The organism is Agrobacterium sp. CMT1, from assembly GCF_037203725.1.
GTDB classification, from domain to species: Bacteria; Pseudomonadota; Alphaproteobacteria; order Rhizobiales; family Rhizobiaceae; genus Agrobacterium; species Agrobacterium pusense.
Genome location: NZ_JBBCAR010000016.1, coordinates 237,533 through 258,205, shown reverse-complemented (window position 1 = coordinate 258,205; position 20,673 = coordinate 237,533). Strand labels below are relative to the sequence as shown.

The 20,673-nt window shown below is 59.3% G+C and carries 20 protein-coding genes and 1 pseudogene; 13 read left to right on the top strand and 8 right to left on the bottom strand.

What is annotated here, in order from left to right; all coding sequences use genetic code 11:
• Positions 1-89 precede the first annotated feature (89 nt).
• The 3 genes and pseudogenes from hfq (WA845_RS19340) to hflX form a co-directional block, all read left to right on the top strand.
• Positions 90-305: pseudogene (hfq, locus tag WA845_RS19340) on the top strand (RNA chaperone Hfq); the annotation flags it as partial.
• Positions 282-572 carry an RNA chaperone Hfq gene (hfq, locus tag WA845_RS19335; protein ID WP_197483846.1) on the top strand — a complete coding sequence of 97 codons (291 nt, stop codon included), beginning with the start codon at positions 282-284 and terminating at the stop codon, positions 570-572. The pseudogene hfq (WA845_RS19340) and the gene hfq (WA845_RS19335), both read left to right, overlap by 24 nt.
• A 108-nt stretch (positions 573-680) precedes the next feature.
• The gene (gene hflX, locus WA845_RS19330; protein ID WP_173614611.1) at positions 681-2,087 is read left to right on the top strand and encodes a GTPase HflX; all 1,407 of its coding nucleotides are present in this window, start codon (positions 681-683) and stop codon (positions 2,085-2,087) included.
• A 72-nt stretch (positions 2,088-2,159) separates the two neighbouring features.
• Here hflX and WA845_RS19325 read toward each other — a convergent pair whose 3' ends face one another.
• Together WA845_RS19325 and WA845_RS19320 are read right to left on the bottom strand one after the other, a co-directional pair.
• Positions 2,160-2,516 (bottom strand): VOC family protein, encoded by a 357-nt coding sequence (locus WA845_RS19325; RefSeq protein WP_112555114.1) that lies wholly within the window; start codon positions 2,514-2,516, stop codon positions 2,160-2,162.
• Between the two features lie 11 nt (positions 2,517-2,527).
• Positions 2,528-2,932 carry an SRPBCC family protein gene (locus tag WA845_RS19320; RefSeq protein WP_112554872.1) on the bottom strand — a complete coding sequence of 135 codons (405 nt, stop codon included), beginning with the start codon at positions 2,930-2,932 and terminating at the stop codon, positions 2,528-2,530.
• 121 nt (positions 2,933-3,053) lie between these two features.
• Here WA845_RS19320 and ccoG point away from each other — a divergent pair, with 121 nt between their 5' ends.
• The 5 genes from ccoG (at position 3,054) to gndA (ending at position 9,150) form a co-directional block, all read left to right on the top strand.
• Entirely contained in the window at positions 3,054-4,637 is a 1,584-nt protein-coding gene (gene ccoG, locus WA845_RS19315; protein WP_112554870.1) for a cytochrome c oxidase accessory protein CcoG, read from the top strand.
• Positions 4,634-5,134: a FixH family protein gene (locus tag WA845_RS19310; RefSeq protein WP_112554868.1), complete on the top strand. Its 501-nt coding sequence runs from the start codon at positions 4,634-4,636 to the stop codon at positions 5,132-5,134. Before ccoG ends, WA845_RS19310 begins: the two co-directional genes overlap by 4 nt.
• The gene (locus WA845_RS19305) at positions 5,131-7,422 is read left to right on the top strand and encodes a copper-translocating P-type ATPase (protein ID WP_112554866.1); all 2,292 of its coding nucleotides are present in this window, start codon (positions 5,131-5,133) and stop codon (positions 7,420-7,422) included. The genes WA845_RS19310 and WA845_RS19305 overlap by 4 nt, the downstream gene beginning before the upstream one ends.
• Positions 7,419-7,592 carry a cbb3-type cytochrome oxidase assembly protein CcoS gene (gene ccoS, locus WA845_RS19300; protein WP_004441684.1) on the top strand — a complete coding sequence of 58 codons (174 nt, stop codon included), beginning with the start codon at positions 7,419-7,421 and terminating at the stop codon, positions 7,590-7,592. Before WA845_RS19305 ends, ccoS begins: the two co-directional genes overlap by 4 nt.
• A 127-nt stretch (positions 7,593-7,719) precedes the next feature.
• Positions 7,720-9,150, top strand: a complete 1,431-nt coding sequence (gene gndA / locus WA845_RS19295) for an NADP-dependent phosphogluconate dehydrogenase (protein ID WP_006697538.1) — start codon at positions 7,720-7,722, stop codon at positions 9,148-9,150.
• A gap of 65 nt (positions 9,151-9,215) precedes the next feature.
• Here gndA and WA845_RS19290 read toward each other — a convergent pair whose 3' ends face one another.
• The 3 genes from WA845_RS19290 to WA845_RS19280 all read right to left on the bottom strand — a co-directional run bounded on the left by WA845_RS19290 (position 9,216) and on the right by WA845_RS19280 (position 13,338).
• Entirely contained in the window at positions 9,216-9,539 is a 324-nt protein-coding gene (locus tag WA845_RS19290; RefSeq protein WP_004441687.1) for an RcnB family protein, read from the bottom strand.
• 179 nt (positions 9,540-9,718) lie between these two features.
• Positions 9,719-10,750 (bottom strand): L-glyceraldehyde 3-phosphate reductase, encoded by a 1,032-nt coding sequence (gene mgrA, locus WA845_RS19285; RefSeq protein ID WP_112554864.1) that lies wholly within the window; start codon positions 10,748-10,750, stop codon positions 9,719-9,721.
• Positions 10,751-10,872: 122 nt separating this feature from the next.
• On the bottom strand, positions 10,873-13,338 hold the full coding sequence (locus tag WA845_RS19280; RefSeq protein ID WP_162719195.1) for a glycosyl hydrolase 2 galactose-binding domain-containing protein: 2,466 nt from the start codon (positions 13,336-13,338) through the stop codon (positions 10,873-10,875).
• Positions 13,339-13,825: 487 nt separating this feature from the next.
• On the opposite strand from WA845_RS19280, the gene WA845_RS19275 reads away from it, so the two are divergent.
• Positions 13,826-14,878 (top strand): LacI family transcriptional regulator, encoded by a 1,053-nt coding sequence (locus WA845_RS19275; protein WP_034495714.1) that lies wholly within the window; start codon positions 13,826-13,828, stop codon positions 14,876-14,878.
• Between the two features lie 60 nt (positions 14,879-14,938).
• Here the strand turns inward: WA845_RS19275 and znuA are convergent, their stop codons facing one another.
• A complete protein-coding gene (znuA, locus tag WA845_RS19270; RefSeq protein WP_112554862.1) occupies positions 14,939-15,958 on the bottom strand; it encodes a zinc ABC transporter substrate-binding protein ZnuA in 1,020 nt (339 codons plus the stop codon).
• A gap of 104 nt (positions 15,959-16,062) precedes the next feature.
• Here znuA and znuC point away from each other — a divergent pair, with 104 nt between their 5' ends.
• Genes znuC through zur form a run of 3 tightly spaced genes read left to right on the top strand, consistent with a single transcriptional unit; the run spans position 16,063 to position 18,231 of the window.
• Entirely contained in the window at positions 16,063-17,010 is a 948-nt protein-coding gene (gene znuC / locus WA845_RS19265; protein WP_072494364.1) for a zinc ABC transporter ATP-binding protein ZnuC, read from the top strand.
• A complete protein-coding gene (gene znuB / locus WA845_RS19260; RefSeq protein ID WP_112554860.1) occupies positions 17,003-17,821 on the top strand; it encodes a zinc ABC transporter permease subunit ZnuB in 819 nt (272 codons plus the stop codon). The genes znuC and znuB overlap by 8 nt, the downstream gene beginning before the upstream one ends.
• Positions 17,818-18,231, top strand: coding sequence for a zinc uptake transcriptional repressor Zur (gene zur, locus WA845_RS19255; protein ID WP_004441705.1), 414 nt, complete (start codon positions 17,818-17,820; stop codon positions 18,229-18,231). The genes znuB and zur overlap by 4 nt, the downstream gene beginning before the upstream one ends.
• 39 nt (positions 18,232-18,270) lie before the next feature.
• Here the strand turns inward: zur and WA845_RS19250 are convergent, their stop codons facing one another.
• Together WA845_RS19250 and WA845_RS19245 are read right to left on the bottom strand one after the other, a co-directional pair.
• Positions 18,271-18,804: a gamma carbonic anhydrase family protein gene (locus WA845_RS19250; RefSeq protein WP_112554858.1), complete on the bottom strand. Its 534-nt coding sequence runs from the start codon at positions 18,802-18,804 to the stop codon at positions 18,271-18,273.
• Between the two features lie 27 nt (positions 18,805-18,831).
• Complete coding sequence (locus tag WA845_RS19245) at positions 18,832-19,521, bottom strand: fumarylacetoacetate hydrolase family protein (RefSeq protein ID WP_112554856.1); 690 nt, start codon at positions 19,519-19,521, stop codon at positions 18,832-18,834.
• 137 nt (positions 19,522-19,658) lie between these two features.
• Here WA845_RS19245 and dusA point away from each other — a divergent pair, with 137 nt between their 5' ends.
• Positions 19,659-20,669, top strand: coding sequence for a tRNA dihydrouridine(20/20a) synthase DusA (dusA, locus tag WA845_RS19240; protein ID WP_077987106.1), 1,011 nt, complete (start codon positions 19,659-19,661; stop codon positions 20,667-20,669).
• The last annotated feature ends 4 nt before the right edge of the window (positions 20,670-20,673 follow it).

The following is a 20,673-nucleotide window of genomic DNA, read 5'->3' as shown; positions in this document are numbered from 1 at the left end:
CGGCGAAACGGGGGACGAGATTTGGCCGGCTTATTATTGATTGATTATTTTCCGGTATCCCTGCCGGCAAAAAAGAAAGAAGCGGCGCCATGGCGGAACGTTCTCAAAACCTTCAAGATCTTTTCCTCAACACCGTACGCAAGAAAAAGATTTCACTGACGATCTTCCTGATCAACGGTGTGAAGCTCACGGGCGTGATAACGTCCTTCGATAATTTCTGCGTTCTGCTGCGCCGGGACGGTCATTCGCAGCTGGTTTACAAGCATGCGATCTCGACCATCATGCCCGGACAGCCGCTGGAACTCGAAATCGAAGAAGGTCCGGACCGCTCGCAGAACCTTCAGGACCTGTTCCTCAGCACGGTTCGCAAGAAGAACATTGCGCTGACGATCTTCCTGATCAACGGTGTCAAGCTCACGGGCGTGGTCACGGCTTTCGACAATTTCTGCGAGCTTCTGCGTCGCGACGATCACGCACAGCTTGTCTACAAGCACGCTATTTCGACCATCATGCCGGGTCAGCCGATGCAGATGTTCGAAAACGAAGAAGGCGCTGCACGCGAGGCGTCGTGACCTTCTCGTCTTAATGGAACCAACCGCACCGGGAACTTATTTGCCGCTGGGCGGTTGCTTCCTATTGACGTCCGCGCCGGCGCGGACGAATTCCAACCGTCTTTCCCGATGAGGACTGCCATTTCGACCCGCGACACCTCGAACGAATCGATCATTCCCGAGCAGGAAAAACACCGCGACGACATGCGCGCCGTGGTTCTTGTGCCGGTCCTGAAGCAGCGCGACACCCGCGACACGGCTGCTACGCCCGCCGCTGCTGGCCGCTCGGTCGAGGCGAAGCTTGAGGAAGCGAAGGGGCTGGCGCTCGCCATCGATCTCGAGGTGACCCAGGGGCTAATCGTCGCGGTCAACCAGCCACGCCCGGCGACATTGTTCGGCACCGGCAAGATCGAGGAAATCGGTCATCTTCTGGATGAAACCAATTCCGGCCTCGTCATTGTCGACCATCCGCTGACGCCGGTACAGCAGCGCAATCTCGAAAAGCATTGGAATGCCAAGGTTATCGACCGAACGGGCCTGATCCTGGAGATCTTCGGGCGCCGAGCCTCTACCAAGGAGGGTACGCTGCAGGTCGATCTTGCGCATCTGAACTATCAGAAGGGTCGCCTCGTTCGAAGCTGGACCCACCTTGAACGCCAGCGCGGTGGCGCGGGCTTCATGGGCGGCCCCGGTGAAACGCAGATCGAGGCTGACCGGCGCCTGCTTCAGGAACGCATCGTCAAGCTCGAGCGGGAACTGGAGCAGGTGGTGCGAACCCGCCAGCTTCATCGCGCCAAGCGCCGCAAGGTGCCGCATCCGATCGTGGCGCTGGTCGGGTATACAAATGCCGGCAAGTCGACGCTGTTCAACCGCATTACCGGTGCGGGCGTTCTGGCCGAGGACATGCTGTTCGCCACACTCGATCCGACATTGCGGCGCATGAAACTGCCGCACGGCCGCACGGTGATCCTGTCCGATACGGTCGGTTTCATTTCGGATCTGCCGACACATCTGGTCGCGGCTTTCCGTGCGACGCTGGAAGAAGTGCTGGAAGCCGATCTCATCCTGCATGTCCGCGATATGTCCGATCCGGACAATGCCGCGCAGTCGGCGGATGTGCTGCGTATTCTCGGCGATCTCGGCATTGACGAAAAGGAAGCCGAGCACCGTATCATCGAGGTCTGGAACAAGGTTGACCGCCTCGATCCGGAAGCCCACGACGCCATCATGCAAAGAGCCGAAGGCAGCGCCAATATTCGTGCTGTCTCTGCGATCACCGGCGAGGGCGTCGATGCCCTGATGGACGAGATTTCGAAACGCCTCTCCGGTGTCCTGACGGAGACGACCGTTGTCCTGTCCGTTGAACAATTGCCGCTGATTTCCTGGGTTTACAGCAATTCCATCGTCGACGGGCGGGAAGATCACGAGGATGGTTCGGTTGCCCTCGATGTTCGCCTTTCCGAAGCGCAGGCCGCAGAGCTGGAACGCAAGCTCGGGAAGACGACCACACGCGAGCGGGAGGACTGGGAACGCTGAGCGCTCCCGGCCGCCCCTTATTTAAAGTCATTCTTCCGCGCAAAGCCGAGAGTTGACGTTTGCCGAAACGTCTTACGCCGCAGACCAGACCGCCAGTTCATATCCATCGGGATCGGTAAAATGGAACCGGCGTCCGCCGGGAAAGGCGAAGATTGCGACGGTTATCTCGCCACCCGCCGCCACCACCTGCCGCTGGGCATCGTCGATATCAGCTGCATAGAGAATAACCAGCGGTCCACCCTTCGCGGAGACCGGCGCCGTGGTGGTAAAACCGCCGGTCAGGCGGCCGTCGGAAAATTCGCAATATTGCGGACCGTAATCCTTGAAAGACCAGCCGAAAGCGCCGCCGTAAAAGGCTTTGCTGCGCTCAATATCGCTCACGTTGAATTCGACATAGTCGATTCGCCGGTCGTTTCCATTTTCCGTCATCATTTACTCCATCACGTCTCTTCGAGCAGCGCCTTCAAGGCTTCGAGATCGGCTGTGACAGCCCTCGCATCCCCGTTGAAATCCTCGTCCGTCATCCCCTCAAGACGAAGCAGCGTGAAACTGACCTCGGCGCCACCGCCGTTCGGGGTCACCCTGAGCGCGTTATAGACCTTCAGGCCATCGGGCAAGGTGACGACGTGATCCACGACCCCGAATTCGTTTGCTGGCGCAAAATTCACCCTGACCTCGCCGAGTGGTCCGCCTTCGGCGATCCAGTCTTCGCCATCCGGCCTGAGGCCACCTGCCAGTCCGGCAGCCCAGCGAGCCATGTTGTTCGGATCGGAAACGAAGTCATAGACGTGACTCCACGGCTTCTCGATAGACAGATGAATGATTCTCGACTGCATGACAGACATTTCATCCTCCTCTTGCGGCACGCTCCGCTTGCTGCGCCAGTTTGTCGTCACTTGATGCAAGTCAAGGATGTTTCACCGCAGAGATGGGAGAAAGCAAGGAGATAAAAACCGGACTCCTATCATGAACATCTATCGCGCCGGACAGGAACGCCAGCAGCAGCCCGTTGAAAGGCTGGACGCGGAGGCCGTCAATTCCGCAAAAACGCGCAAACCGCTTTACGAAGCACGCAGGAAGATTTTTCCCAAGCGCGCGGAAGGTCGGTTCCGGCGGTTCAAATGGCTTGTCATGCTCGTCACGCTCGGCATTTATTATCTCACGCCGTTCCTGCGTTGGGACCGTGGCCCCTATGCGCCCGATCAGGCGGTATTGATCGATATCGCCAATCGACGCTTTTATTTCTTTTTCATCGAAATCTGGCCGCAGGAATTTTTCTTCGTCGCGGGATTGCTGGTCATGGCGGGGTTGGGGCTGTTTCTCGTCACCTCCGCCGTGGGACGTGCATGGTGCGGTTATACCTGTCCCCAGACAGTGTGGGTGGACCTGTTTCTCGTCGTCGAACGGGCGATCGAGGGTGACCGAAATGCGCGCATGAAGCTGGACGCCGCGCCCCTTACAGTCGGCAAATTCCGCAAGCGAGTGTTGAAGCACGCGATCTGGCTGGTGATTGGCGCCCTGACCGGCGGCGCCTGGATTTTCTACTTCGCCGATGCGCCGACGCTGGCGCGGGAATTCGTCACCGGCCAGGCGCCCATGATTGCCTATTCGACCGTCGCCATCCTCACCGCCACGACCTATGTCTTTGGCGGGTTGATGCGGGAACAGGTCTGCACCTACATGTGCCCTTGGCCACGCATTCAGGCGGCGATGCTGGATGAGAATTCGCTTGTCGTCACCTATAACGACTGGCGCGGCGAGCCACGCTCACGGCACGCCAAAAAGGCCGCCGCGGCGGGGGAGAGCGTCGGCGATTGCGTCGATTGCAACGCTTGCGTGGCGGTCTGTCCCATGGGCATCGACATCAGGGACGGGCAGCAGCTGGAATGCATCACCTGCGCGCTCTGCATCGATGCCTGCGACGGGGTGATGGACAAGATCGGCAAGCCGCGTGGCCTGATCGCCTATGCCACGCTTGCCGAGTATCAATCCAACATGGCGCTCGCGACCGGCAACGGTCAGCACGCAATCCGCCCAGCCAACGTGCGTGAGGAAGGCGGCAAGTTCAGCAAGCGCGTGCGCCACTTCAACTGGCGCATCATCTTCCGTCCGCGCACGCTGCTTTATACTGCCATCTGGGCGGCTGTCGGCATCGGCATGCTGTTTGCGCTGGTAACGCGCGAGCGGCTGGCGCTCAATGTTCTGCACGACCGTAATCCGCAATACGTGCTGGAATCGAACGGATCCATCCGCAACGGCTACACCGTGCGCATCCTCAACATGGTGCCGCAGCCGCGCACGATGAGCCTGACCATCAATGGCCTTCCTGATGCCGTGATGAAGATAAACGGTATGCCCGATGCGGCCGCGCGTGCCTTTGAGGTGACGGTGGAGCCGGATGAAGCGACGACGCTGAAGGTCTTCGTCACCCGGCCGGGCGGGCGCGTCGCTCGGGCCGCGGAAAATTTCGAGTTTATCGTCAGCGATACGGGCGGCCATGAGACGGCCCACTATGACGCTGTTTTCAACGCTCCGGGAGCGACAAAATGACCGTGAACAATCGTCACACGTCCGGTTTCACTTTTACCGGCTGGCATATGCTGGGCGTCATGCTGCTGTTTTTCGGCACCGTCATCACCGTCAACATGGTGATGGCCTGGAACGCGGTCAACAGCTGGAGCGGGCTTGTCGTGCCGAATACCTATGTGGCCAGCCAGCAGTTCAACGCGAAGGCGGAAGCAGCCAAGGCGAGAGCGGCGACCGGCATAAAGGGTAAACTTGCGGTGGACGAAAGGACGGTCCGCTACGAGGTCTTTCATCCCGATACCGGCCCGGTCGATACCGATCAGTTGATCGCGCATTTTCGCCGGCCCGTTGGGGAACGCCAGAATTTCGACATGGAGCTGACCCCGGTTGCCAAAGGGGTCTTTACCGGCCCGCATGACATGCTGCCGGGTCAGTGGATCGTAGAAATTACAGCCGTCAAGAACGGCCGGATCATCGTGCACGAGGGCACGCGGATCGCCGTTGTCAGGGGGCGCCAATGAGCTGTTGTGCACCGGGGACAGAAGGATCGCTGCAGCTTGCCGATCCGGTCAATCCACCGTCGTCAGAGGAGCTGATGCTGGCAAGCCGTGATCTGGGGCAGGGTCTCCGCCAGACCGATCTCAGCGTGCCGGATGTTTATTGCGGCGCCTGCATCACCACCGTGGAGCGCGCGCTCGGCCGCTTGCCGCAGGTGGAGCGGGCGCGGTTGAACCTTTCGTCCAAGCGTGTTGCGATTGTCTGGAGAGAAGAGGTCGAGGGTGTCAGGACCGATCCCGCCGACCTTGCCCGCGCCATTCTGGCGACGGGATACCGCACGCATCTTTTCGCCAGTGGTCAGGACGCTTCCGACGCGTTGCGTTCGCAGCTGATCAGGGCGGTTGCGCTATGCGGCTTTGCCTCGGCCAATATCATGCTTTTGTCCGTTTCCGTCTGGTCAGGCGCGGATGCGGCGACGCGCGACATGTTTCACTGGATTTCGGCGATGATCGCCGCCCCGGCGCTGATCTACGGTGGGCGTTTCTTTTATCAGTCGGCCTGGAGCGCGCTGAAACACGGCCGCACCAACATGGACGTGCCGATCGCACTGGCCATCACGCTGTCCTATGCCGTTTCGCTGTGGGAGACGATCCACCACGGTGAACATGCCTGGTTCGATGCGACGGTGTCGCTGCTGTTCTTCTTGCTGATCGGCCGCACGCTCGATCATATCATGCGGGACAAGGCTCGTTCGGCGATTGCCGGGCTCGCCCGGCTCTCGCCATGGGGCGCGACCGTCCTCGGTGAGAACGGAACACGCGAATACCGCCCGCTTGCCGATATCGAGCCGGGAATGTCGATTGCGATAGCGGCAGGAGACCGTGTGGCGGTCGACGCGGTGGTCGAGAGTGGCAGCAGCGATCTCGACATGTCGATCGTCAATGGTGAAAGCGCGCCACGGCGTGTTGCGGTGGGTGACAGCCTGCAGGCGGGTACGCTGAACCTTACCGGTTCGCTGGTGGCCCGGGTGACCGCCTCGGCCAGGGATTCATTCCTGTCGGAGGTCATCAGTCTGATGGAGGCGGCCGAAGGTGGGCGAGCGCGTTACCGCCGTATTGCCGACCGGGCCGCAAGCTATTATTCGCCCGTCGTCCATCTTCTGGCGCTTGTGTCGTTTCTCGGATGGGGTTTCTTCGGTGGCGACTGGAAGCAGGCGATGCTGATCGCCATCGCGGTTCTCATCATCACCTGCCCCTGCGCGCTCGGCCTTGCCGTTCCCGTCGTGCAGGTGGTGGCCGCGGGAAGGCTTTTCCGGCACGGGATCATGGTCAAGGAAGGGTCGGCCATGGAGCGACTGGCGGAGATCGATACCGTACTGTTCGACAAGACCGGCACATTGACCATCGGCAGGCCGCGACTGGTCGAGACGGGCGAGGTAAAGCCCGCCACCATGGCAATTGCGGCAGGACTTGCTGCCCATTCCCGCCACCCCCTCTCAAAAGCTCTGCATGCCGCCTACAGCGGCCCTTTGCCGGCGTATGAGACGGTGCATGAAATCCCGGGTTCGGGCGTCGAGGCGAAGACTGGTGTGGGAACCTATCGGCTCGGTAACCGCCGTTTCGCGTGCCCGGATGATGAGGGTGCCGACAACGGCAATGCGCGGTCGGAGGTGGTGTTGTCACTCGATGGCCGCCTTCTGGCGAGCTTCGGTTTCGATGACAATCCGCGCGCAGGTGCGGCTGCGGCATTGCGCAGCCTGTCGGTGCGGGGTTTGGCTCAGGAAATCGTTTCGGGTGACCGGGCAGCAGCTGTCAGCGCCATGGCCGACCGGCTGGGGATCGCCAACTGGAGCGCGGACCTGTCGCCGAAGGACAAGGCGGCGCGTTGCGCCTCGCTTGCCGGGGAAGGGCACAAAGTCCTGATGGTGGGAGACGGTATCAACGATGCGCCGGCGCTCGCCGCCGCACATGTTTCGATGGCGCCCGCCACCGCGGCCGATATCGGCCGGCAGGCCGCCGATTTTGTTTTCATGCAGGAGGACCTCGATGCCGTGCCTTTCGCGATCGAGACATCGCAGCAGGCCGGAAAGCTCATCCGGCAGAACTTCGCGCTTGCCATCGGCTATAATATCATTGCCGTGCCGATCGCGATTGCCGGTTATGCGACGCCGATGATCGCGGCCATCGCCATGTCGACATCGTCGCTGATCGTCGTCGCCAACGCATTGCGCCTCGCCGGATCGGTTGAATCCGCCGGTCGTCGGAATGAACCAGAGACCGGGTTTGCGGGCGAGGGGGCGCAACTGGCATGAACATGCTGATCTATCTCATTCCCGTTGCGCTGCTATTAGGCGCACTCGGACTTTTTGCCTTCCTCTGGTCCGTGCGTTCGGGCCAGTATGAGGACATGGATGGGGCCGCCTGGCGGGCGCTGGACGATGGTGATAACCGGCCGCGATCCTCGATTTCGAATGGGCCATGACCTGCCGCAAATATGCAAAGCTGATTTGCGTCATCAAAATTTAATCGTTTCAGTCACGCCCAGCCTTGCCGTTTGGTGATTACAGTGCCACAACACGACCACCAAAAAGCAAGATGGAGGCACATCCGTGGAACAGGCAGAAATCGGTTTGATCGGTCTCGGCGTCATGGGCTCTAACCTGGCGCTCAACATCGCCGAAAAGGGCAACAAGATCGCCGTATTCAACCGAACCCCTGAAGCGACGAGAAAATTCTACGCTGAAGCCGGTGAGTTGCAGGGACAATTGATCCCTTGCGAAACCATCGAGGAATTCGTTGCCGCCATTCGTCCTCCGCGCCCGATCATCATCATGATCAAGGCTGGCGATCCGGTCGACCAGCAGATGGAAATCCTGAAGCCGCATCTTTCGAACGGCGACATCATGATCGACGCCGGCAATGCGAATTTCCGCGACACGATCCGCCGTTTCGACAATCTGAAGGACAGCGGCCTCACCTTTATCGGCATGGGCGTTTCGGGTGGCGAAGAGGGCGCGCGTCATGGACCGTCCATCATGGTTGGCGGCACCGAGGACAGCTGGAAGCGCGTCGAGAAAGTGCTCACCTCCATCTCCGCCAAATATAATGACGATCCGTGCGTGGCATGGCTCGGCAATGATGGTGCTGGCCACTTCGTCAAGACCATCCATAACGGTATCGAATATGCCGACATGCAGATGATCGCGGAAATCTACGGCATCCTGCGTGACGGTCTGAAGATGAGCGCTGCCGAAATCGCCGATGTGTTCGGTGAATGGAACAAGGGCCGTCTTAATTCCTACCTGATCGAAATCACCGAAAAGGTTCTGCGTGCCGCCGATCCGATCACCGGCAAACCGATGGTCGATCTGATCCTCGACAAGGCCGGCCAGAAGGGCACGGGCAAGTGGTCCGTCATCGAGGCGCAGAACATGGGCGTCGCCGCAACCGCCATCGAAGCGGCCGTGGCTGCCCGTATTCTCTCATCGCAGAAGGATGAGCGCGAAGCTGCCGAGAAAATCTTCGGCCTTCCGGCCCTTGCAGCCGCACCGGCCGACAGGAAGGCCTTCATCGCCGATCTGGAAAGCGCGCTTCTGGCCGCCAAGGTTGGTGCCTATGCGCAGGGCTTCGCCATCATGTCGGCCGCTTCGAAGGAGTTCAACTGGAACCTGCCGATGCCGACGATTGCCCGCATCTGGCGCGCCGGCTGCATCATCCGCTCGGAGTTCCTCGATGAGATCACCTCGGCCTTTACCAAGGATCCGCATGTGGCCAACCTCATCGTGACGCCGGCTTTCTCCGCCATCGTCAAGGAAACCGATGCGCCGCTGCGCCGCGTCGTTTCTTACGCTGCCCTGTCGGGCCTGCCGGTTTCGGCGCTGGCTTCCGCCCTCGGCTATTTCGACGCCTATCGTCGCGGCCGCGGCAGCGCCAACCTCATCCAGGCGCAGCGCGACTTCTTCGGCGCGCATGGTTTCGAACGCACCGACGGCGTGGACAAGCCGCATGGCCCGTGGGGCAGCGGCGCCGATATTTTCTGATCCGCCATTGGATAAAGATAAAGGCCCGCGCAAGCGGGCCTTTTTCATTTCACCGGTGCTTGGAATTAGCGAGCGGCGGCAAGGCCGACGATCAGGCCGCTGACGGCATTGATGAGCAGGAACTGGTTGTCAACGCGCACCCAGCGCTGGTCGCGGCGCGGTTCGGCCAGGCGGTAACGGCGATAATCGCGACGATCGACGAAATGACGACGCTCTGCTGGCGAGAGGCGCTGACCACGATCCCAACGGTGCTTCTTGACGATGACCTTTTTCGTGACATGACGCTCGACGGTGACGCCGCGGTGGCGATCATCGTGACGGCCCTGCGCCTGAGCCATCGGGGCCGCGAGAACGGTTGCGGCCAGAAGAATGGTGACGAACTTTTTCATGGAAGTTTCCTCTTATGTTTCAATGAGGAGAACTTACGAATAAACGAATGAACGGAAACTGAATTTAAAATTACAATTATGTAATGGTTGTTAAGGCTTAGAGGCAGGAGTTAATCTTTTGTTTTGAAGTTTCTTGACGCGGTGGGACCGCCCGGAATAACCGGGCGGTCTCTCCTCGGTCAGACGCGTTCGGCAGATTTTGCCCAGAGGTTGATATCAGCGTCCTTGGCGTAGCGGTCGATTTCAGCGAGTTCTTCGGTCGTGAAATCCGGTTTGTCCAGCGCTTTCACACAGTCTTCAACCTGCTCGACGCGGCTGGCGCCGATCAGCGCCGAGGTGATGCGACCGCCGCGCAGCACCCAGGCGATGGCCATCTGCGCCAGTGTCTGGCCGCGGCGTTCGGCGATGCCGTTCAGCGCACGGATGTTCTCGACATTACGTTCGTTGAGGAAAGCCGGGTTCAGCGACTTGCTCTGCGATGCGCGGCTGCCATCGGGCACGCCGCCGAGATATTTCGTCGTCAGCATGCCCTGCGCCAGCGGCGAGAAGACGATGGAGCCAATGCCTAGTTCCTCCAATGTATCAACGAGACCATCTTCTTCAATCCAGCGGTTGATCATCGAATAGCTCGGCTGGTGGATGATGCAGGGCGTGCCGAGGTCCTTCAGGATGGCAGCTGCCTCGCGGGTGCGCTTCGAATTGTAGGAAGAGATGCCGACATAAAGCGCCTTGCCCGAACGCACGATCTGATCGAGCGCACCACAGGTTTCCTCAAGCGGCGTGTTGGGATCGAAACGGTGAGAATAGAAGATATCGACGTAATCCAGCCCCATGCGTTTCAGGCTCTGGTCGCAGGAGGCGATAAGATATTTGCGGCTGCCCCATTCGCCGTAAGGGCCTGGCCACATGTTGTAACCCGCCTTGGAGGAGATGATCATCTCGTCACGATAACCCCGGAAATCCGTCCTCAGGATTTCGCCGAAGGCGGTCTCGGCGCTGCCGGGCGGCGGGCCATAATTGTTGGCGAGGTCGAAATGGGTAATGCCGAGATCGAAGGCACGATGGCAGATGGCCTGTTTCGTCTGATGCGGCGTATCGTTGCCGAAATTATGCCAGAGTCCCAGCGAGATCGCCGGCAGTTTCAGTCCGGTTTTGCCGCAATAATTGTATTTCATGGACGTGTAACGGTTTTCGGCCGGTTGCCAAACCATGGGTCTTCCTCCACTTGCTGATGATCGGCTGCCGAAGAACCCGGCAACCATTTGAACTGATGAGGGCAGGCCGCGACGCCTGTCTTCCCGAACAGGATGGTTATGCCTTTCTCCGCGTCGTTTCAATGCGGGGACTGGCAGCCATGAAGATCGAAGACACGGAAGTGCGGCTGTCCGCCGCCCGCTTTCGGGGTGAAGATGATACGCCGCGTTTCGCCGGCGGCGAGATCGAAAAGGTTGTCGGAATAACGCCCAGGCTGATCTGCCTCCAGCATGACGAAGAGCGCAAGCCCGCTTGCGGTGACATCTATTTCGAACTGCCCGTTTTTCAGTGAGCTGGCGGTGAATCTCAGACCGGCGGGCAGAAGTTCCAGCGCTTTATAGGTGTCGCGCACATGGTGGCCTTCCCCGGTCATGCCGTTCGAGGCGATGAAGCTCCAGGCAAGGATGGTGCCGTCAGGCAGGCTGCTCATGTCGATGTCGGTCAGCGTAGCGGCCTTGTCGGTCGTGCAGGTGCCGTTGGCGGATTTCAACGGCACTCGGTTGCCGTCCATGGTCAGGGCAACGATATTCATGTCGATCTCGACGTCTTCCGCCGTGTCGTTCACCATGGAGAAGTTTATTCGGCGTCCATCCTCCGCAGGGATAGCCGAAACCGTTACTGGCTGGAAGAAGCGGCGGGCGGCATAATGCAGCGCCTTCCAGCCGCCGCCATAATCGAGGCTTGACCACGAGGCGACCGGCCAGGTGTCGTTCAGCTGCCAGTATAGCGTTCCCATGCAATGCGGCTTCAGCGAGCGCCAGTAATCGACGGCCGTGCGGATAGCCAATGCCTGCTGGACCTGGCTCAGATAAACGAAATTCTCGAAGTCCTTTGGGAAGCGGAAGTAGCGGAACATCGTACCGGCGATCCGCTCGTTGCCGCCGGCATTTTTCTGGTGCAGTTCGATGACGGGGGAGGCGATGTTCATGTCCTTGTCTTCCGCATAGGTGCGGATGACCGGCATGGAGGTGTAGGACTGGAAACCGAATTCCGAGCAGAAACGCGGCTTCACCGAACGGTAATTGTCGAATGACTTGTTCTCGTGCCACACGGACCAGTAATGCATGTCGCCGGAACCATCCGCGTGCCAGGCATCGCCATAATCGAGATAACCGGAGGCGGGGCTTGATGGCCACCACAGGGCTTCGGGAGCGGCCTTTTTCAGGGCCTTTTCAATGGTGCGGTTCAGTCGGTCATAAGCCACAAGGTATCGGTCGCGATTGTTGCGGGACTCATCGAACCAGGTCAGTGCACCCACCAGCTCGTTATCGCCGCACCAGAGCGCGATGGAAGGATGCGAGGAGAGGCGTTTCACCTGATAATCAACCTCGTGTTCGACATTATCGAGAAAGTCCTCGCTGCAGGGATAAAGATTGCAGGCGAACATGAAGTCCTGCCACACCAGCAGGCCAAGATGGTCGCAGAGATCGTAGAACCAGTCTTCCTCATAAAATCCGCCGCCCCAGACCCGGATCATGTTCATGTTAGCCTCGACCGCGGAGCAGAGGAGGTCTTCGGTCTTTTCCCGGCTGGTGAGCGAATAGAGCGCATCTGCGGGAATCCAGTTGGCACCGCGGCAGAAGATTTCCCGGCCGTTGATGCGGAACGCGAAGCGGCTGCCAGCCTCATCCTTATCGGTCAGAAGCTCGATGGTCCTGAAGCCGATCTGCCGGGTCACAGTCTCATCGGGCAGCTCAACCATCAGCGTGTAGAGCGTCTGCTCGCCACTGCCGGCCGGCCACCAGAGCTCCGGATTTTCCACGAAGAAGACGTGACGCACCACGGTTTCGCCTGCGCCGACGCCGCAATCGAGCCTCAGCCTTTCATCGTTGAGAGACAGATAAACCGGCAGGCTTGCCGGTCCCTCGACAAAGAGGGTGACGGCGACATGCAGCTCGACGCCGCCGTCGATATGGCGCTGTGAGGTAACGACATGCTCGATCCGGGCCGTATCGAGCCGTTTCAGCAGGATTTTGCCGTAAAGCCCGAGTGGCGCGATCGCGATGTTCCAGTCCCAGCCGAAATGGCATTGCGGCTTGCGCAGCATATTGCCATTGGCGATGGGCGAATTCCCCGGGTGATAGGGTATATAAAACGGCTGGCGCGCCTGCCGCTCCGCCCCGGCGGTTATATTGGAGTGAAAATGGATGCGAATGGTGTTTTCACCGGGGCGCACTGCACGGGAAATGTCAGGGCGGTAGCGACGAAAGCAATTGTCCGCGCTGAGCACCGGAACGTCGTTCACGAAGACAATCGCGACGGTGTCGAGATAGTCGATGTCGAGATACCAGCTTGCGTCCGCCTCATCGAGGATGAACGTTCGCTCAAGAACCCAGTCCTGTTGGGCCACCCATTGCACAGCCTTTTCATTGGCTCCGTGGTAGGGTTCTGGAATGATGCCCGCATCTTTGAGTGCCGTATGGATATCCCCAGGGACGGTAAGCTCGGTCGTATGATCTCTGTCCACTGATGTCAGGCGCCAGAGCCCTGCCAGATCGATGACGGTTTCGGGCGTGGAGGAAGAAATCATGACGGGACCCTGCATTTATGAATTCAAATAAGGAAGCCGGCATTGTGATGCAGGCTTGTGTCAGAATCTGGGGAGGATGGACGCCGCAAGTGGCTAAACGCCCGCTTGCTCGGTCTCATGATACCCTCCCTTCGGCAACGTTACCGTAAAACCTCCATTCCGTCATGTCTTTCAGGTACAACATATGTCAGGAAAAATTTCTGGAACGACGCATCAACTGCGGCCGGATGGATCGTTCTAAATGTTATTTTATTTTTCTATTTTATATCAATAAGTTATTATTATTTTTAAATGTTTATGATTAAATCATATATTGGCTACGCAGCCATCACGGGCGGGCGAGAGAAAAGCGCAGTAAGAACCGGACATTTTTTCGAGCTACATCGTTATAGCCCAAACAGGGGCTCCCGCGCGGAAAGCGGATCCCGGTTGAGGACCTTTGCCTTTGCAACGACGTAAAAGCTATCTATGATCACCGTTCGGTCAAGCATGGCGAAATGACATGAACGATACTGGTAAATCCGGCGGGAGCGAAGCGCCCGTGACGACGGGCGAGCGCCCGACCCTGAAGACCATCGCTTACATGACGGGCCTCGGCATCACCACCGTTTCGCGCGCGCTCAAGGATGCGCCTGATATCGGCGCGGAGACCAAGGAGCGCGTGCGGCTGATTGCCCGCCAGATCGGCTATCAGCCAAACCGCGCCGGCGTGCGCCTTCGCACCGGCAAGACCAATGTGATTGCCCTCGTTCTCAGCGTCGATGAAGAGCTGATGGGTTTTACCAGCCAGATGGTGTTCGGCATCACCGAGGTTCTGTCCTCGACCCAATATCATCTGGTCGTAACGCCCCATATCCACGCCAAGGATTCCATGGTGCCGATCCGCTACATTCTCGAAACGGGATCGGCGGATGGCGTCATCATTTCTAAGATCGAACCCAACGACCCGCGAGTCCGTTTTATGACGGAGCGCAAGATGCCCTTCGTCACCCATGGACGTTCGGACATGGGCATCGACCATGCCTTTCATGATTTTGACAATGAGGCCTATGCCTACGAAGCGGTCGAGCGATTGGCTCAATGCGGACGCAGGAAGATCGCCGTCATCGTGCCGCCGTCACGTTTTTCGTTTCACGACCACGCTCGCAAGGGGTTTAATCGGGCAATCAGGGATTTCGGCCTTACCGAATTTCCGTTGGACACCGTTACAATCGAAACGCCGCTGGAAAAAATCCGCGATTTCGGTCAGAGGCTCATGCAGTCCGACGATCGTCCCGATGGCATCGTTTCGATCAGTGGCAGCAGCACCATAGCGCTGGTGGCCGGGTTCGAGGCCGCGGGCGTGAAAATCGGAAAGGACATCGACATCGTCTCGAAACAGTCCGCCGAATTCCTGAACTGGATCAAGCCGCAGATCCATACCGTCAATGAAGATATCAAACTGGCGGGCAGGGAGCTTGCGAAAGCCCTTTTGGCCCGCATCAACGGCGCGCCCGCGGAAACTCTGCAGAGTATCAGCCGCCCGGTCTGGTCCTCCATGGCGCCGAAGCCTTAAGGCACACGCAAGACCGAGCCGGCATGGCGCATTGGCCATGCCGGGCTTGATAAGTGCCCATCAGGACAAACAATTCTCCAGCGACCCGGCGATACCGCGCATCAGCTTGAAGTAAAGCTCCGGGCCTGGCTCCAGCGTTGCCGCTTCCGGATCAAGCGTAGCCGATTTCGCTGCCGTGCCTTCGGTGATGACCGAGACCAGCTTAGGCTCGAATTGCGGTTCGGCAAAAACGCAGGTCGCGCCGAGCTGGCGAACCTTTTCTTGCATCTGTTTGACGCGATCCGCGCCCGGCAGGGTTTCGGGGCTGACGGTGATCGACCCCGCCGTCTTCACGCCATAGCGATGTTCGAAATATTGGTAGGCGTCGTGGAAGACAATGAACGGCTTGTCCTTCACCGGCTGAACCGTTTTGGCCAGTTCGGCGTCAAGTGTATCGAGATCATCGATCAGCTTCTTTGTGTTGGACTGATAGATCGCGGCATTGCCGGGATCAGCCGCGATCAGCGCGGTTTCGATTGCCTGGGCCATGGCCTTGGCATTGGCGGGGTCAAGCCAGAGATGTGTGTCATAGGTGCCATGCTCATGGTCATCGTGGCTCTCACCGTCGTGACCGGCGTGACCGCCTCCGTCATGCTCGTGACCATGCTCGTGCGCGTCCGGCTTTTCGGCATGACCGTCATTCGCCTCATGGCCTTCTTCGCCATGATCATGCGCTTCAAAGGGCCCCCCTTCACGGAAGGGCAGCTTTTCCAGCCCCTTGGCATCTTCCAGTTCCACAACAGTCGCCTTGGCGGCCAGCGCTTCCAGCGGCTTCTCCAGAAATGCTTCCAGTCCGGGACCCACCCAGAAAACCACATCCGCCGTTTCGAGCTTGCGTGCATTCGACGGACGGAGATTATAGGTATGCGGCGAGGCCGCGCCATCGACGATGAGCTGCGGTTCCCCGACACCTTGCATGATGGCCGCAACGAGGGAGTGGACGGGCTTGATCGACACCACGACCTCGGGTGCAGCGGTGGCGCCCGAAGCGGCGACCGCGATTGCCATGGACGCCGCGAGCGGGATCAGGATCGATTTCATGAAATGCACTCCACTTGAAGAACGTTAGTTATGTTATTACATTTATTGCGTAACTCTATAACGTATGCGATAGCGGTAAGCAACATCGCCAAACGGACAATCCCATGCTTCATTCCGCCCATCCGGGTAACGAGATACTGGTCTCCCTCGCCAATGCCGGCGTCCAGCGCAACGGCCGCTGGCTGGTGCGCGGCGTGGAATTTTCCGTCAGCAAGGGCGAGATCGTCACACTGATCGGGCCGAACGGATCAGGCAAGTCCACGAGCGCGAAAATGGCGATTGGTGTCGTCAAACCAACCGAGGGGGTGGTTACCCGCAAGGCTGGTCTGAAAGTGGGTTATGTGCCGCAGAAGCTTTCGGTCGACTGGACAATGCCGCTTTCGGTGCGCCGACTGATGACACTGACAGGACCGCTCGCCGCCCGCGAAATCGACGCCGCGCTGAATGCGACCGGTATCGCGCATCTTGCCAATGCCGAGGTGCAGCATCTGTCCGGTGGCGAGTTCCAACGCGCGCTTCTTGCCCGCGCCATTGCCCGCAAGCCAGACCTTCTGGTTCTTGACGAACCCGTGCAGGGGGTGGACTTCTCCGGCGAGATCGCGCTTTATGATCTGATAAAAAATATCAGGAATTCAAATAATTGCGGAATTCTGTTAATCTCGCATGATCTGCATGTAGTGATGGCGGAAACCGATACGGTGATATGCCTCAACGGCCATGTCTGCTGCCGCGGCACACCGCAGGCGGTGAGCCAGAGTCCGGAATATATGCGCCTGTTCGGCGGCGCGGCGGCGAAGGGGCTGGCGGTCTACAGTCACCATCATGATCACACCCATTTGCCGGACGGCCGGGTGCAACATGCGGATGGTACGGTGACGGACCATTGCCACCCCGAGGATGGTCACCATCACGGACATGATCTTCATCATGACCACGGGCATGACCATCATGACCACGGCCACCGCCACGATGATCATGGAGAATGCGGCTGCGGCCATGAACATGACGACGACGCCAACCTGAACCAGCGGCAGGGAGAACGCCATGTTTGACGATTTCTTCGTCCGCGCCATGGTCGCCGGCATTGGGGTTGCATTGACAGCCGGTCCGCTTGGCTGCTTTGTCGTCTGGCGGCGCATGGCCTATTTTGGCGATACCATGGCCCATTCGGCGCTTTTGGGTGTTGCCCTGTCTCTTCTGCTGCGGCTGAACCTCATTGTCAGCGTGTTTCTGGTCGCGTCGGCCGTGTCGCTCCTCTTGATTTTCCTGCAACGGCGGCAGGCGCTTTCCGCCGATGCGCTGCTGGGCATCCTGTCCCACTCCGCATTGGCGATCGGCCTTGTCATCGTTGCCTTCATGAGCTGGGTCCGCATCGATCTCGTCTCGTTCCTGTTCGGCGACATTCTCGCCGTCACCCGCAGCGATATTGCACTGATCTGGGGCGGCGGACTGGTTGTCATCGTCTCCATGGTGTTCCTGTGGCGATCGCTGCTTGCCTCCACCGTCAATACGGAGCTGGCGGAAGCCGAGGGGCTGAAACCGGAACGGGCGAAATTGATCTTCACGTTGCTGATGGCGCTGGTGATCGCCATCGCGATGAAGGTGGTCGGTATCATGCTCATCACATCGCTGCTCATCATACCGGCTGCGACCGCCAGACGTTTCTCCGCTACACCGGAGGTAATGGCGGTGGTGGCTTCGCTGATCGGTGCGGTTGCCGTTGTTGGCGGCCTCTTCGGATCGCTCACCTATGATACACCGTCCGGTCCATCCATCGTGGTTGCCGCGGTGATCCTCTTCGTTATAAGCCTGTTGCCGGCGCCGGGTTTGTCCCGCTCCGCGGATGAAGGAGGCAAGTCATGAATGCGCAGACCCAGCAGAACCTCACCAAGAACCAGTCGCTGGTCATGAACGCCCTTTCAAACGCGCATCAGCCGCTCAGCGCCTATATGATCCTCGACAAGTTGCGCGATGATGGTTTCCGCGCGCCGCTGCAGGTCTATCGGGCGCTGGAAAAACTGGTGGAATATGGCCTTGTGCACCGGCTGGAGAGCCTTAACGCCTTCGTCGCCTGCACCCATACCCAGGCGGAGTGCTGCTCCAGTCACCATGGCACCGTCGCCTTCGCCATCTGCGAGTCCTGCGGGCAGGTCACGGAATTCCACGATCACGAGATCGATCACCGGCTGGAGCGCTGGGTGAAGGACAGCAAGTTCAAAGCGGAAAAGACCACCATCGAAATCCGCGGTCTTTGCGCCGCCTGCTCGGCCTGACGGACGATGGATGGAATGGGTATTGTTGCCCGCTCCCGATCACCTTTCGATGATCGCCAGATCCTTCGAGAAACGCTTCCAGTTTTCGACGTATTTTTCCGCTGAGCGGCGAATCCCCGCCACGGCGTCGTCATCAAGCGTGCGGATAGCGCGCGCGGGCGAGCCGACGATCAGGGAATTATCCGGAAATTCCTTCCCCTCCGTCACCAGAGCATTGGCGCCGACAAGGCAGTTTCGGCCGATCTTTGCGCCGTTCAGGATCGTCGCGCCCATGCCGATCAACGAATTATCGCCGATGGTACAGCCATGCACGATAGCGTGGTGGCCAATGGTGCACATTTCGCCGATCGTTGCGGCAAAGCCGGGATCGCTGTGAACCATCACACCTTCCTGAATATTGGTGCCGCGCCCGACGATGATTGGCTCATTGTCTCCACGCAGCGTTGCACCGAACCAGATGCCGACGTCTTCGCCGAGCGTGACTGAGCCAATGACATTGGCGTCGGGAGCGATCCAGTAGCGATCCGCTGCAGGCGTTTGCGGCACACGGTCGGCAAGGCGGTAAAGCGGCATGTCGATGTCCTCCCTTATGTTCGTGCGTCAGACGACCGTCACCGACAGTGTGCCGACACCCTCGACGCCGCATTCTATGCGGTCACCGCGAACGATTGGACCAACGCCAGCCGGCGTGCCGGTCATGATGATGTCGCCAGCGGCAAGGGTGAACAGCTTGGAGAGCTCGGCAATCACTTCCGGCACCTTCCAGATCATCTGGGCGAGATCGCCCGTCTGCTTGCGTTCGCCATTGACGTCGAGCCAGATCGCGCCGGTTGCGGGATGCCCCATCCTGTCCGCTGGGACGATGGGGGACACCGGCGCGGAATATTCGAAGGCCTTCGCTCCCTCCCATGAACGTCCCATCTTCTTCAGCCCGTCCTGCAGGTCGCGGCGCGTCATGTCGATACCAACGGCGTAACCCCAGACATGGTTCAGCGCTTCCGACGCCGGAATATCCGCTCCGCCGCTTTTCAGCACCACGACGCACTCAACTTCGTAATGCACATTCGATGAAAGCGACGGATAGGGAAAATCCTGTCCTGCGGGCAGCAGGTTGTCCGGGTTCTTCTGAAAATAGAAGGGCGGCTCGCGCGAGGGGTCGTGGCCCATCTCAATGGCGTGATCGGCATAATTGCGGCCGACACAATAGACCCGCCGTACAGGGAACAGATCGCTCGTGCCTTCGACGGGCAGGAGAACGGGCTTCGGGGCGGGGATGACGGTGGCGGCCATGTGGATTTCCTGTCGTCTTTTAGGGTGCAATTCTTGTCCCGCGATTCCGGCGCGATTTCCAGTTCAAAATTGCCTCGCCTGCAAAACTGGCTTTTTACGGTCCTTTGCTGTAGAAGCCGGCGCAAAGAGGTTAATCCATGTACAGACAAGCGCTTGCAAGCGGCGAAAAAATCTTCGCCGTGGCCCCCATGATCGACTGGACCGATACGAGGTGCAGGTTTCTGCACCGGCAATTGTCGAAGCGTGCGCTGCTTTACACCGAAATGATCGTTGCCGACGCCATCATCCATGGCCAGCGTGACAGGCTGCTCGGTTATCACCCTCAGGAACACCCCGTCGCGTTGCAGCTCGGCGGGTCTGATCCGGCCAAGCTTGCCGAAGCGGTGCGGATCGCCGGGGACTACGGTTATGATGAAATCAATCTGAATGTTGGCTGTCCCTCGGATCGGGTGCAATCCGGCACCTTCGGCGCTTGCCTGATGCGCGAGCCTGATGTGGTGGCGCAATGTGTGGCCGCAATGAAGGCTGCCGCCAGTGTGCCGGTTACCGTGAAATGCCGGATCGGGGTGGATGAGCAGGAGCCGGAAGCGGTTCTGCCTGATTTTCTGAAGAGGGTTGTTGCGGCGGGCGCGGACGCGGTCTGGGTTCACGCGCGCAAAGCCTGGCTGCAGGGGCTTTCGCCAAAGGAAAACCGCGAAGTGCCGCCGCTCGATTATGACCTCGTCTATCGCATGAAGCGGGAAAATCCTGACGTCTTTATCGGCATCAACGGCGGCATCGCCGATCTCGATCAGGCGAGCGGACATCTCCAGCATATGGATGGCGTGATGCTCGGCCGGGCCGCCTATCACAACACCTCCATCCTTGCCGACGTCGACCATCGCATCTATGGCGAGGAGGCCCGCCACCCGGACTGGATGGCGCTGCGTGACGCGATGATGGCCTATGCCGCCGATTATATCGCCGCGGGCGGACGTCTCAACCACGTCACCCGCCATATGGTCGGACTGTTTCAGGGCATGCCCGGCGCGCGCCGTTTCCGGCAAATCCTCTCCAGCGATGCCACGAGGCCCGGGGCAGGGCCGGAGGTCATCGAGGCCGCTTTCGCCAGCATCGATGTCAGCACCACGAAAGACATGGCGGGCTGAAAGC

Bases quoted from the DNA above. Each gene is read 5' to 3' on its own strand.
- ccoG (WP_112554870.1), top strand. From the start codon at position 3,054: ATGAACATCTATCGCGCCGGACAGGAACGCCAGCAGCAGCCCGTTGAA.
- WA845_RS19250 (WP_112554858.1), bottom strand. From the start codon at position 18,804: ATGCCGCTTTACCGCCTTGCCGACCGTGTGCCGCAAACGCCTGCAGCG.
- dusA (WP_077987106.1), top strand. From the start codon at position 19,659: ATGTACAGACAAGCGCTTGCAAGCGGCGAAAAAATCTTCGCCGTGGCC.
- WA845_RS19280 (WP_162719195.1), bottom strand. From the start codon at position 13,338: ATGCAGGGTCCCGTCATGATTTCTTCCTCCACGCCCGAAACCGTCATC.
- WA845_RS19310 (WP_112554868.1), top strand. From the start codon at position 4,634: ATGACCGTGAACAATCGTCACACGTCCGGTTTCACTTTTACCGGCTGG.
- ccoS (WP_004441684.1), top strand. From the start codon at position 7,419: ATGAACATGCTGATCTATCTCATTCCCGTTGCGCTGCTATTAGGCGCA.
- WA845_RS19320 (WP_112554872.1), bottom strand. From the start codon at position 2,932: ATGTCTGTCATGCAGTCGAGAATCATTCATCTGTCTATCGAGAAGCCG.
- zur (WP_004441705.1), top strand. From the start codon at position 17,818: ATGAATGCGCAGACCCAGCAGAACCTCACCAAGAACCAGTCGCTGGTC.
- hfq (WP_197483846.1), top strand. From the start codon at position 282: ATGCCCGGACAGCCGCTGGAACTCGAAATCGAAGAAGGTCCGGACCGC.
- mgrA (WP_112554864.1), bottom strand. From the start codon at position 10,750: ATGGTTTGGCAACCGGCCGAAAACCGTTACACGTCCATGAAATACAAT.
- hflX (WP_173614611.1), top strand. From the start codon at position 681: ATGAGGACTGCCATTTCGACCCGCGACACCTCGAACGAATCGATCATT.
- WA845_RS19305 (WP_112554866.1), top strand. From the start codon at position 5,131: ATGAGCTGTTGTGCACCGGGGACAGAAGGATCGCTGCAGCTTGCCGAT.
- WA845_RS19290 (WP_004441687.1), bottom strand. From the start codon at position 9,539: ATGAAAAAGTTCGTCACCATTCTTCTGGCCGCAACCGTTCTCGCGGCC.
- WA845_RS19325 (WP_112555114.1), bottom strand. From the start codon at position 2,516: ATGACGGAAAATGGAAACGACCGGCGAATCGACTATGTCGAATTCAAC.
- znuA (WP_112554862.1), bottom strand. From the start codon at position 15,958: ATGAAATCGATCCTGATCCCGCTCGCGGCGTCCATGGCAATCGCGGTC.
- znuC (WP_072494364.1), top strand. From the start codon at position 16,063: ATGCTTCATTCCGCCCATCCGGGTAACGAGATACTGGTCTCCCTCGCC.
- WA845_RS19275 (WP_034495714.1), top strand. From the start codon at position 13,826: ATGAACGATACTGGTAAATCCGGCGGGAGCGAAGCGCCCGTGACGACG.
- znuB (WP_112554860.1), top strand. From the start codon at position 17,003: ATGTTTGACGATTTCTTCGTCCGCGCCATGGTCGCCGGCATTGGGGTT.
- WA845_RS19245 (WP_112554856.1), bottom strand. From the start codon at position 19,521: ATGGCCGCCACCGTCATCCCCGCCCCGAAGCCCGTTCTCCTGCCCGTC.